Annotated in this window: 8 protein-coding genes; all 8 read left to right on the forward strand. The window is 53.2% G+C overall.

What is annotated here, in order from left to right:
• Positions 1-207 precede the first annotated feature (207 nt).
• The 8 genes from C0977_RS09620 (at position 208) to C0977_RS09655 (ending at position 12,674) form a co-directional block, all read left to right on the forward strand.
• Positions 208-972, forward strand: coding sequence for an MlaE family ABC transporter permease (locus C0977_RS09620; protein WP_101913238.1), 765 nt, complete (start codon positions 208-210; stop codon positions 970-972).
• Between the two features lie 8 nt (positions 973-980).
• Positions 981-1,733, forward strand: a complete 753-nt coding sequence (locus C0977_RS09625) for an ABC transporter ATP-binding protein (RefSeq protein WP_023054203.1) — start codon at positions 981-983, stop codon at positions 1,731-1,733.
• Positions 1,730-2,965, forward strand: a complete 1,236-nt coding sequence (locus C0977_RS09630; protein WP_101913239.1) for an MlaD family protein — start codon at positions 1,730-1,732, stop codon at positions 2,963-2,965. The genes C0977_RS09625 and C0977_RS09630 overlap by 4 nt, the downstream gene beginning before the upstream one ends.
• Positions 2,966-3,007: 42 nt before the next feature.
• Positions 3,008-4,579 carry a TolC family protein gene (locus C0977_RS09635; protein WP_101913240.1) on the forward strand — a complete coding sequence of 524 codons (1,572 nt, stop codon included), beginning with the start codon at positions 3,008-3,010 and terminating at the stop codon, positions 4,577-4,579.
• A 91-nt stretch (positions 4,580-4,670) separates the two neighbouring features.
• Positions 4,671-8,957: a translocation/assembly module TamB domain-containing protein gene (locus C0977_RS09640; RefSeq protein ID WP_101913241.1), complete on the forward strand. Its 4,287-nt coding sequence runs from the start codon at positions 4,671-4,673 to the stop codon at positions 8,955-8,957.
• Positions 8,958-8,973: 16 nt separating this feature from the next.
• The gene (locus C0977_RS09645; RefSeq protein WP_023054209.1) at positions 8,974-9,618 is read left to right on the forward strand and encodes a sigma-70 family RNA polymerase sigma factor; all 645 of its coding nucleotides are present in this window, start codon (positions 8,974-8,976) and stop codon (positions 9,616-9,618) included.
• Between the two features lie 138 nt (positions 9,619-9,756).
• The gene (locus tag C0977_RS09650) at positions 9,757-10,320 is read left to right on the forward strand and encodes a hypothetical protein (protein ID WP_101913242.1); all 564 of its coding nucleotides are present in this window, start codon (positions 9,757-9,759) and stop codon (positions 10,318-10,320) included.
• Between the two features lie 17 nt (positions 10,321-10,337).
• Positions 10,338-12,674 carry a BamA/OMP85 family outer membrane protein gene (locus C0977_RS09655; RefSeq protein ID WP_234987641.1) on the forward strand — a complete coding sequence of 779 codons (2,337 nt, stop codon included), beginning with the start codon at positions 10,338-10,340 and terminating at the stop codon, positions 12,672-12,674.
• Position 12,675: the final 1 nt, after the last annotated feature.

The following is a 12,675-nucleotide window of genomic DNA, read 5'->3' on the forward strand; positions in this document are numbered from 1 at the left end:
TTTTTTTGAAAAGAAAGGGAAAAAGAGCTTGAAAGGCTCCTTTTTAATTGATATTTATGCTCTGTCATGATATCATCTAACGTGAGGAAACTGAGGCTGGTATTTAAGTTTCCTCACAGTTTTCTAACAATTGACGCGCCTTGTTTTACAGGGTCCGCCAATAATGGTATAGTTAGGTGTATTAATATGTAATGAGGAGGCGTGTTCGTGCAGGTTTTACTGGAGAAAATAGGACGGTTTACGCTGCATGTTTTCGCGCAAGTAGGCGTTCTCGCCATGCTTTTTGTGGAGACCTTGCGGCAGCTGCCGAAAATCCGGCGCTCGCTGACTGTCGCGCAAATGGCTCATTTAGGCGTCAATTCCCTGCCGATCGTCAGCCTGACCCTGCTGTTTGCAGGGATGGTCATGACGCTGCAGATCGTCGATATTCTGCTCCGCTACGGCGCCCAGTCGACGTTGGGCGGTATCATGTCCGTGGCCATGGGGCGCGAATTGGGACCGATACTGACCGGCGTTGTCGTAGCCGGACGGGTCGGTGCGGCTATGACGGCCGAAATCGGTACGATGAAGGTCACGGAGCAGATTGACGCGCTCCGTTGTATGGCGACGAATCCGATCTCCTATCTCGTCGTTCCCCGTTTTGCCGCTTGCGTGATCATGGTACCGATTCTTACTTTTTACGGGTATCTCATCGGTACGGGCGGCGGCTATGCCGTTGCTATCGTCAGTGCCGGATTGAGTCACTTTACCTATATTAATTCGATCGAATTATTCACCAAAGTCAGCGATATCGCTTTCGGCATGATCAAGGCCATGTTTTTCGGCGGCATTATTTCCCTCGTCGCCTGTTATGAGGGAATGCACGCCAGAAGCGGCGCCGAAGGGGTCGGAGAGGCGACGACGCGGTCTGTCGTGACGTCGATAATCTTTATTTTCATTTGCAATTATTTATTGTCCATTATTTTGTATTAGGAGAAGCTATGATACGTCTTCAGGATGTGACCGTCGCTTACGGCGAAAACGTCATCTTGAATCATATTGACCTGGACATTCGTGATGGCGAAACCCTGGCCATACTCGGCGCCAGCGGTTCCGGCAAGAGCACGATCCTGCGGCTCATCATCGGCCTGCAAAAACCGAACAGCGGTTCCGTGTGGATTGATGGGCAGGATATTACGTCCTATAATGAGGATGAGCTGGATAAGGTGCGGATGCGGATGGGCATGGTCTTTCAATATTCAGCCCTTTTCGATTCCCTGTCCGTCGGTGAGAACGTCGCCTTCGGGCTGCGGCAGCACCGCCGTTTGCCGGAAGCGGAAGTGCAGGCCGTGGTCAGGGAAAAGCTGCACCTCGTCGGGTTGGACGGCATTGAACAGATGATGCCGAACGATCTTTCCGGCGGCATGAAGAAGCGCGTCAGTCTGGCTCGGGCGATTGCCTTGGAGCCGCAGGTTATCCTGTATGACGAACCGACGGCGGGACTTGATCCGTTGCGTTGCCGGGATATTAACCAACTGATCGTCGATACGCAGCGGCACCTGCACACGACATCCGTCCTGGTCACACATGACATGGAGTCGGCTTTTTATGTGGCAGACCGGATGGCGCTGCTCGTTGACGGTACCTTCCGCTTGATCGCAGCGAAAGACGAATTTCAGCATACAAAGAACAGGGATGTACAACTGTTTATTCATGGCGGCGTACTTCCTGAAGAAGGAGAGAGAGCCATATGAATTGGAGTGCAGAAGCGAAAGTCGGCCTGGTCACTATCGTCGGCGTTTTGCTGTTTACCTTTGTCGTTGTTTCTCTGGCGCATACGGAGGTTTTCGGAAAGCCGGGCTATCCGCTGCATATCCTGTTCAAGGATGCCAACGGGCTACATCCGGGAAACTCCGTTCGCTATGTCGGCGTCAATGTCGGGAAAGTGGAGAGCGTGACGCCGTCGAAGGATGGTGTCGACGTCAGGATCAAGTTGAATAAGGGAACGGAAATTCCCCGCGATTCGAAAGCGTCGATTACGACGGACGGTCTTTTAGGGGAAAAGATCGTTTCCATCACAGCCGGTGAAGATCGTGAAAATCTGGCGGCAGAAGGCGACTATTTGAGCGGCAGTGATGCTAAGACCGTCAACGATATGATGAAGAGCGCCGATAAATTGCTGACTAACGTCAATCTGATGATGCGTAATGTCAATACGGTTATTGGCGATGAAAAGACGCAGGCCGCCATGCGCGGCTCTCTGCAGAATCTGGAAGCGCTGACAGGCAACGCCAACGGCATGATGGAAGCAAATGCCGGTAATGTGCAGCAAATGACGGCCAATATGGCCGCCATGACGACGGCGCTGAACGAGTCGGTGCAGCGTCTGGACGGTGACGGCTCCCTGTCCGATAATATGCGGGCCACTGTGGGGAATATCAAATCCATATCCGACCGTTTTGAAAACATAGCCCGTTCCATGGAGAGTATTGCAACGGATCCGCAAAGCAGTGCCGATATCAAGACGACGCTCCGCAATACGGCGCAGATATCGGACAAGGTCAACCATTTTTTCGGCGGTAAAGGCGACATCAAAATGGACGGCGATGTGGGCCTGTTATATAACGATACGAAAAATGAAAGCCGTGGTCACGTAAATTTTAAGGTGTACCGCGGCAATACATTCGCTCTGCTGGGAGCTGAAAATATTGGCGGCGGTACGGGGCTGGATTTGCAATATGGGCGGCGAAGCCGTTTTTTTGACAGTCGTATCGGCCTGATCAACGGTGATCTCGGCGGCGGCTTGGATTTCTTTGTCGATAAACCGTTCCGCTTGTCTTTGGAAGGATATAATCCTGATGACTGGCGGTATCGGCTGAAAGCGCAGTTCCGCCTGACTTCGAATATGTATCTTTTCGGCCAGTTTACGCGGCCCATGGACCGCAGTGACGGCGGCAATTATTACGGTATCAATTATGTCTTTTAAACAAAGACGGTCAGTTATTATGAACATGTGGGGGGATCCTGAATGAACAAGCATTTGTATACACGTATTTTGACGGCAATGGTGATTACTTCCATCGGTACGGCTGCATCTGCGGCGGCGCCCGTTCAGCCTGTCGCCTTGGAACAGCCGGTAACGGCCAATACGCAGGTTGCCGCCGGTCAGGCCGATCAAGCGGCGCGGCAGGCAGCGGCGGCGAAGCTCATTGCTGAGAGAAACGCCGATGTACCGCCTGCTTTACGGGAGGAACTGGCGCAAAAAATTCAGCAAGATATGCAGAAGCTGGCAGCCAAAGCGGCGAAGCAGAAAGAAGCCGATCCGGTCATCGTCGTAGGGCACGTAGCTTCGAACCAGGCTGTCGAATTGAACCTGCCGAAGACCGTGCAAATGGCTCTCGATTATAATCGCGATATCAAAATGGCGCATTATAGTTTGAAGTCGGCCGAATACGCCATTGATGAAGCCCGGGCCAGTAAAATGCCGCAACTGGATTATACATGGAGCAGCAGCCGTGCAGGCAGCGCATCGACAAATACCGTTAATAAGTTTACCAACGGATTGTCCTTGACGCTTCCGCTCTACACAGGCGGCAAAGCGGAAGGGAATATTGCCGTTGCTCAATTGAGCAAGACTTCGGCGCAGGAAGAAGTTCTGCGCGTCGAACAGGAAACAAAGCTGAATGCCATTTCCGCCTATTACGGTCTGCTGGCATACGAAGAATTGCAGGACGTGTACGACGAATCGGTGACCAATTTACAGGGGCATGTTGATAACGTATCGGCCCGTTATAACGTAGGTACCGTTGCCAAGGTAGACGTGCTTTCCTCCGATGTGTCCCTGGCCAATGCCAAGACGGACGCCGTAACGGCTGCCAATAACGTGGCCAACGCCGAAGCCAGCTTGAATAATATTCTGGGGCTGCCGGTGCAGACCAAGTTGGTTTTGGCCGATCACCGCCTGCCCTTCAATGAATACACGATATCGCTGGAAGAGGCGATTGATTATGCCATGAAGTATCGTCCTGACGTATTGCAGGCCGGTTTGGCCGTGCAGGAAGCGGAAGAGACGATCGGCATTGCCGAAGCCGGTCATCGTCCGACTGTCAGTATCGGCGCTTCCAACGGTTGGAGCGATACGTCCTTCCCCGGTTGGGATAATCGTGACTGGGCCATTACGGGCGGTGTTTCGTACAGCCTGTACGACGGCGGCGCTACGAACGCCAAGATCAAGGAAGCGAAACAATCGTTGCTGACAGCAAGGGAAAATGAGCAAAAAGTGCGCGAGTCCGTACAACTTGAAGTAAAAAAAGCTTATTTGGATATCCGCAGCGCGGCGCAGAAAGTGGAAGCGACACAGACCGTTATCAATCAGGCTGAAGAGAACTTCAAGATTCAATCTGTCCGCTATCAGGCCGGCGTCGGCATCAATCTGGATGTCCTCGATGCGCAGCTCAGCCTGAATGAAGCGAGAACCAATAATATCCAGGCGTTGTATGATTATAATGTCGGAATCGCCACGTTGGAACAGGCTATGGGGGTAGATGTCCGTTCCGGCGTCGTCATTCCGTCCGGCACGATAAATACGGTTGTTCAGTAGCGGCAGGCATTGCCGCTCAACTACAGGGGGAGAGAATTGTGATGATGCAATTCTCTCTTTGTGTTGTCTTTACAGGCAGGAGAGGTAACGGATGAAACGACAATGGATCGTGCCGGTCATAGCCGCCATATGCGTACTCTTTGTTGCGGCCTTTACAGCAGGGAGAGGGCTGTGGCTGCCTCAGGTGACCGCATTGGTGCAAAAAACTGCAAATGAAAGTATAAACGGTACGGTATCGTTTGCCGGCTTGGATGTTTCTCTTACCGGTCATGTCATCGTCCGGGAGCCTGTAGTGAAAGATCGGCAGGGACACATTACGGTGGAAGCGCAGTCTGTCGACATTACGCTGAATCCGCTGCAGCTGCTGCGGCGCAGTCAAACGGCGGCGATCGTCGATACTGTCGACATCAACGGCGCCGTCGTCCATCTTTGGCAAAATGATCGGACTCAGGCGTGGAATATAGAATCGTTGGTTAAGCCGAACCGGGATCAGACCGATTCCGGTTTTCGCGGTACCGTTAACGTTCATGACGGAACCGTGCGCGTGCAGCTTCCCGATTATTCCGTTTTCATCGGCACGAAAATCGAGGGAGCCGTTTCCTTCAGCGATTATCCGGGCCTTGCTGCCGATGCGACGTTCCTGGCAGATGATCAAAAGATATCGCTGTCCGGGCACTATCGGTCGAAACGGCAGTTCGATCTGACCGTGAATGGGGAGGCCCTTGAACTGAAGAGGCTCATGCCTTTTATGCCGGCAACGATTGCCGTCAAGATCACGGCAGGCAGGGCGGAACGGATTCGGCTGCGTGCCGTGCAGAGTCATAACGGGTTGTCGTTGAGCGGGCAGGCCGATCTCAAGGACGGTGCGGCGCAGGCTTACGGCTGCGAACTGTCGGAACTGTCCGGACGGCTGCAGCTGGACGGCCGCGACGTTATTCTGAAACAGCTTACAGGCGCTGTTAACGGTCAGTCCGTTACCGTCGGCGGCGTCATCAAAACGGATACGGGCGCGCCTGTCTTCAATCTGGATATTACGGCGCCGCAGCTCTCGGCAGATGCCTTTCGCAGTTTTTTGGCCGATTTGCCGTTAAGCGGTACGGCCGGGTTTACGGGAACCGTTTGGGGAACCGTCGATAACTTGCGTTTACAGGGAAATGTGACGCTGCATGACGCTTCTTATGACGGCCTTTTGATTGAACATGCCGGCGCCGTTGTCCGGTATGACGGACAGCGCGGCAGCCTGGATGATCTGCACGCTGCCGTAGCCGGCGGAACGGTCAGCGGCAGCGGCACATATGACAAAGAAACGGGCGCTGTCGCAGTGACGGCGCATGCCGATTCCGTCGATTTGAGCCGAATCCCGCAGCTTCCGGTTTCCTTGCTCGGCGTCGTCTCCGGTGACGTGACTCTTGCCGGCAACCTTAACGATTTGCCGGGCTTGACTGCCAGGGGATCCCTATCGGCCGGGGCGTTGTCGTACGACGGCATAGAAGTCGATTCGGCAGCAGGTGATGTTTTTTATCAAGATGGCGTTATTACGTTGCAAAACGGTACGGCTGCCGTCGGCGACGGCGTCATTCATGCAGATGGCGCTTATCATCTGGCGAACGGTGACGGAGCCGCTTCCTTTACGGCGGAGAAGGTTCCTTTAGCCATTTTCGCTTCTTATTTGGGAACGCCGCTGAGCGGCACCGTTTCGGCGGCAGGGCATATTTCCGGCAGCGAACCTCGTTGGGACGTTGTCTTTACGGCGTCTTCCGGTGAGGCGGCGGGAATGCCCTTTGATAGGCTTGAAGGTTCTTTACTGGGGACGGGAACTGCCGTTACGATTCCGCAAGTAGCGTGGTATTATCAGGACGGCAGTCATCAAGCGTCCGGTACGGCGGATCTTGGCAGCCGGCGCCTTGACTTTACGGTACAGACGAAGCACATGCGTCTCGAACGGCTTCTGCCGGCTATCGGCAAAGCGGATTTGCCGCTTACCGGCTGGCTTGATAATACGCTGACCGTCAGCGGTACCGTTGATGACCCGCAGGTCGCGGGGGCGGTGGAACTGACCGACGGTTCGGCAGCAGGTTTTCTGTATCAGCAGGTACGCGCCGATTATCGTTACGCCAACGGGGTACTTCTGGTTCAGAACGGGATGATTTCCGCTTACGATGCCGTACTGAACGTGGCTGGATCGATCGGCGACGCGCTGGATATCCGGATTTCGGGAAATAACCTGGACGTATCGCGGCTCATGCCGCAAGAGGGACCCAAACGGTCAGGGATTCTTGCGGTCGAAGGGCACATCGGCGGTACGCCTGCTGCTCCTGTAGGTTCGGGCACGATTCGTGCCGACCGGTTGGTCATCAACGATATACCCATTACGGATGTGAGCGGCGATATCGGCTATTTCGGCGGAATTCTGCGTTTGACAAATTTCCATTTTAAACAAAATAACGGTGTTTATGAAGCCAATCTCAGCCATAATCCCGCTACCGGCTGGATCATGGCAAGAGCTTCCGTAACGGGCGGTGAACTGGCCGACCTGATCGGTCTGACCACGTTGCCGTTGACGAAGGTCAGCGGTAAATTAGACGGCAAGATAGCGCTCGACGGAACTGTCGACGCGCCGCAGGTCAAGGTTACGGGAACGATCAGCGGCGGCGTCATGGACGGGTATGCCGTCGCTCCCGCCGATATCAATGTCACCTACGCGGATGATACGCTGCAGATCAATGCGCTGACCCTTTCCGTCAGCGGCGGCGGTTTATTGGCCGCCAGAGGAACGTACGCTATGCATGGCCCCGTTTCCATGCAGATAGCCGGTAAGAATTTTCCGTCCCGTATTTTATTGGATGTCTTGGGAAAAGATACTGTTCCCGTCGATACAACGCTCGATTTTGCCGTTGTGCTCAGCGGTACGGGCGACGCTCCCGATGCCGATATTTCGGCACTTTTGCAAGGCGGTACGATCAACGGCATTTCCTTTACGGAAGCGGCGGGACTGATGAACGTCAAAAACGGCGTGATCGATCTTCACCAGGCCTATATTGCGCGGGACCCGTATCGTGTCAGCGCCTCCGGAAAGATTCCCTTGGCGGCGATCAAAGGGGACGGCGCCGATCAATCTGTCGATTTGAATATTAAATTGGATCATGCCGGCTTGGATGCATTGACCTTTTTGACGCCGTTAGTCGAGACTGCCGACGGACCGATGGAAGGGCAGCTGCATTTGACGGGTAATCTTCTTGCACCGCAAATTAACGGGGCCGTTACGGTTAAAAACGGTTCGGTGAAAATCAAGGGCGTGGCGGATCCCCTGGAAAATATAAGTGCCGATATTCTTTTTAACGGAACGACGGCGACCGTTTCCAGCCACGGTACGATGGACAAGAGCGGAAAGGCCGACAAGGGATTTTATGACCTGAAAGGCCAGGTCGGTTGGGACGGTCCGGTTTTGACGAAGTACGAAGGAACGCTGCTGTTCAATCAGCTTCAGTTGGACAGCGATTATTATAAAGGGCCCCTTAACGGTGAATTGTCGATTACAGCGGGCGAAGCTTTGCCGAAGTTAAGCGGTACCGTTACGGTGGAAAATACGAAACTGGATATTCCGCTGAATTTCGCGTCGGGAAACAGCGCCGTCGACATGGAACTCGATCTTTCCGTCACGGCCGGAAAGAATGTCCGTTTCTATCATTCCGGCTTGTATGACCTGTTAGTTGACGGTTCCGTTCATTTCGGCGGGACATTGTCGAATCCCGTTCCGTCCGGGCATTTTGACGTGCAGAGGGGGAACATCCATTACTTGGATACGGATTTCCGTTTGACCAAAGGCCGCGCCGAATTTACGCAAGAAGGAACGTTGTTGCCGTACATCAATGTCGAAGCTTTCAGCCGCGTCAGTCACTATCGGATCTTTCTGACCCTGCGCGGCATGGCCGACGCCATGGACCTGATTTTGCGGTCCGATCCGCCGCTGACCAAGCAGCAGATCATCTCCTTGATTACGTTGCATAACGGCAACGGCCATAACAGCTCTTTGGACAAAGAAGATCTGTCGGGCCTGCTGGGAACGGGGCTGCGTATGACGCTGAACAGTCTGGGAATTACGGAGGGATTGAAAAACGCCCTCAAGCTGGATATGCTTACGGTTACGACAGGGTCGCTGGATCTTAACGAGAAGAATGCAAAAGTCGGTGAAAATTATTACAATATTGAAATGGGAAAATACTTATTTAACGATTTCATGATAACTGCGGCTTTCGGCTTGAATCATAATGACAACCGTGTCGGTTTGCAGTATGATTTAGGGAGCATGTTCAGTATCAATGCTTGGAAGTCTGAAGATAACGCTTTTATCGGCGGTATGTACCGCTACACGTTTTAACTGGGAGGCCGAATCCTTGCTGAATGCGTATATGGAGGAACTGCGAAAAATTTCATTATTGCCGGCAGCGGAAGAAAGGGCGCTTTGGATCGCTTATAAAGATCGGTCTGACGCGGCGGCACGGCGTTGTCTTATCGAGCACTATCAGCCCCTTGTTTTCAGAGAGGCTATGCGTTGGCACCTCTCTGCCGACGTATTGGCAGATGCGCTGCAGGAAGGTACGTTGGGACTGATTGAGGCGGTGGAACGCTATGACTATCGGCGCGGCGTCGCTTTTTCCGTTTTTGCCGTGCATCGTATTCGCGGTGAGATCATTGATTTTCTGAACCGCGAAGGAAAGGGAAAGGCCGCCTTATCTATTGATGAACCCGATGAAAATGGCATCACGCTGGCCGAATTGCTTTCCGACGGCAGTGAAGATTTGGCCGATCAGACCGGCAGAAAACTATTGTTTGAACATGTTTCGGCCATGCTGCCGCGATTGCCGGAAAAAGAAAAATTGGTCGTCGAAGGCGTTTATCTTCATGATCGGCAGCAAAAGCGGCTGGCAGAAGATCTGGACGTCAGTCTGCCGTATATCTATCGCTTGCAGAAACGGGGCATACGGCGTGTGCGCGGTATGCTGAGCCGTTTTATTCATGAAAGCAAAAATGATGAGTAAAATGATGAAAAATTGATATTTCGGAAAGATATTCAGTGGAAATGTACGATAACTCCGAATATTAACTTGTTGACAGTTGTTTTAAATCGCCCTGCCTTTCGGGATATTATGAACATGTTGAAAGGAGAGTAAGAGCATATGAGCAAGGCAGACAGCGACAAGGCGACGCGCGTCCGATCGGCAAAAGAATGGCTGGAAAAAGCGGAACGCTCTTTCAACGATCAGTCCGATATCAAAGGGGAACTGAGTTTACTTTTGGCCGAAGCGGAAATGAAAAACTTGCGCAAAAATCACGGTGCAGGTCAGAAAGTATTGCGCTTGGGGGCTTTTGGCACGGCGCTTTTCCTTGTTGCGGCTTTTTTCTACCTCTGGCCGGCGCGCGCGCCGGTTCCGGCCGTACCGCCGCCTGCGGTGCAGTCGGCGAGTGTGGAAAGTGCGGCGGCACGGACGATAAAGAAAGAGTCTGCTCCTGTTCAACCTGCCCCTTTGCCGGCAGCGGTTCCGCAGCCGCCGCCTCAGGAATCGGAGCCGGTAATTGACGAAAGGGAGACTGTTCCGGCAACCGCTACTGCCGTTATGGCGAATTCGGTAGCTGAACAACATAGTAATGAGAGTGCCGGTCAGGCGGTTCTTACGGACCGGCAAGTGGAAGAAGCGGTACAAGCAGGTCGGCATACACTGCGCAGTACACAGAAAAAATAGGTAACGGAGGCGTATTTATGAATACACAGAAGAAAAAACTTCTGACGACAATGATTTTGAGCGCAATGATAACTTGTCCCGTATGGGCCGAAACAAGCGACGCCGGTACGACGGGGTATGAGCCCTTTGCAGAAGGGCAGAACACGACGGTAAAGGCGGCGGCTCCGCTCCAGGAAAATGAACGGGCAGCTGTCAATGCGACGGTTATGGAAAAGACGGATGCTACGGCGACGGCCGCGATGGCAGGTGCGCAATCGGGGCTGACCGGCTACGAAACGCCGGAAGAATTGGCGGCTATCCAAAACGGCAGCGCCGTTCCCGCGGCGGCAACGACGCCTGCCGCAAGCTCCGCCGCAACGCCTGCGGTAACGACGCCTGCGGCAACCGCCAACACCGGGCTGACCGGTTACGAAACGCCGGAAGAAATCGCCGCCAGACAAAATGGCGCCACTGCTGCGGCCGCACCGGCTGAGGAGATAGCTCCGCAGCAGGCTCCGGCAGAAACGGCGACCGAAGAAAATACGGCTGCCGGTGTGCTGGCTGAACCGCCTAAGGGCGCCGTACCCTATATCGGCGGGTTAGGCGAAGTGCAAGTCGATTCTTCTCTGCCCAAGTACCCGATAGCGATACTTTCACAGGCGCAGGAAGCGGCGTTACCTTACGGCAATTTGGTCAGCGATACGGCGATGGCGCCGTATGTCGGCAAGGTTGCCGCATCCGTGGCAATCAGCCCGCTGCCGGATCAGGCGATCGGCGAAAAAATAAAGCCGCGCCTGGCTATGCGTGCCGGTGATACGATCGATTTGAATTATTTGCGCCACGACTTGAATGTCATCGGTTCAACGGGGCTGTTTTCCGCTGTCGTGCCGCAAGTCGCGGAAATACCGGAAGGCGTTGCGCTGACCTATGCCGTGCAGATGAATCCTATCGTTCACGGCATTGAAATCAAGGGGAATGAATCGATCAAAACGGAAGATCTGATGAAGGCGATTCATGTGCAGCCGGAGACCGTTCTGAATTCGACGATTCTCAGCAAGGATGTATATGAAATCAATACGATGTTGGCCAATTCCGGGTATTTGATGAGCCACATTGATTCCGTTCATATCGACGATCAAGGTATCCTGCACATTGATATGACAGAAGGTCATCTGGAAGATGTCATTGTCAGAGGCAATACGAAAACGAAGACACGTGTCATTACGCGGGAAATGCGCATGAAGAAAGGCGACGTGTTTAATAAGGCTCAGGCCAGCCGCAGCGTGCAGCGGATTTATAATACCGGCTATTTTGAAGACGTCAACGTTCGTCTCCTGCCGGGGCGTAAAAATCAAAATGACGTCATCATGGAAATCGACGTGGCCGAACAGAAAACGGGTACCGTTACTATCGGTGCGGGCTATTCCCAGTCAGACGGTCTGGTCGGCATTCTCGGCTTGAGTGAAACGAATCTGCGCGGTACAGGCGATAAGGCGAATATCAACTGGGAGTTCGGCGGCCATACGCATTCCAAATATAATTATACTTTCGGTTATACGCATCCGTGGCTTAACGATCACGGCGATTCCATCGGATTCAATATCTTCAACCGTGAAGGAGAGTACGAAGATTACGATGAAAAGGGGAATTCCGTATCCCAGTATGATAAGAAAACGTCAGGCTTCAATATCACTTACGGCCGTGTCCGCAGTGAATATGTCAGCGATTTTGTAACGGCAGAGTCGAAAAAGACGGAATATACAGGCTGGGAAGGCAGCGGTTATGACTATAAGGATTATCCCACGTATTTAGCAAATAACTTCGGTCGCACGAACAGTCTTTCGTGGTCCCATGTCTATGACAACCGCGATAACGTTTATGACCCGACGTCAGGTAAGCGCCTCTCCTTTACGACGACTTGGGCCGGGCACGGCTTGGGCGGTGACTTTGATTACTATAAGTTTCTTGCCGAAGAACGGCTCTATTATAAAGTCGGCAGTTCCCAGGTCATTGCTGTCCGCCTGATGGGCGGGATCGCAGACGGTGATATGCCGTATAATGATCTCTTCACCTTGGGCGGCGCCGATACGCTGCGCGGTTATGAAGACGATGAATTCCGCGGCAATAAGATGTATGCCGCGACGATCGAGTACCGGTACCCCATCGTCAAGAAGGTGCAAGGCGTCGTATTTGCCGATGCCGGTTCGGCATGGGGCGGCACGGAAAATATTCCGTGGTACCATGAAAGCAAAGGGATCCATTATTCCGGCGGTATCGGTTTCCGGGTCACGACGCCGATCGGGCCGATCCGTCTCGATTACGGTGTAGGTTCTGAAGGCGGCAAGTTCCACTTCAGCTTCGGCGGCAAGTTCTAGG

Origin of the sequence: Megasphaera vaginalis (ex Bordigoni et al. 2020) (genome assembly GCF_900240295.1) — a bacterium.
In the GTDB taxonomy this organism is placed as follows: Bacteria; Bacillota; Negativicutes; order Veillonellales; family Megasphaeraceae; genus Megasphaera; species Megasphaera vaginalis.

Coding starts and splice junctions, on each gene's coding strand:
- C0977_RS09625 (WP_023054203.1), top strand. CDS start 981: ATGATACGTCTTCAGGATGTGACCGTCGCTTACGGCGAAAACGTCATC.
- C0977_RS09630 (WP_101913239.1), top strand. CDS start 1,730: ATGAATTGGAGTGCAGAAGCGAAAGTCGGCCTGGTCACTATCGTCGGC.
- C0977_RS09635 (WP_101913240.1), top strand. CDS start 3,008: ATGAACAAGCATTTGTATACACGTATTTTGACGGCAATGGTGATTACT.
- C0977_RS09640 (WP_101913241.1), top strand. CDS start 4,671: ATGAAACGACAATGGATCGTGCCGGTCATAGCCGCCATATGCGTACTC.
- C0977_RS09650 (WP_101913242.1), top strand. CDS start 9,757: ATGAGCAAGGCAGACAGCGACAAGGCGACGCGCGTCCGATCGGCAAAA.
- C0977_RS09655 (WP_234987641.1), top strand. CDS start 10,338: ATGAATACACAGAAGAAAAAACTTCTGACGACAATGATTTTGAGCGCA.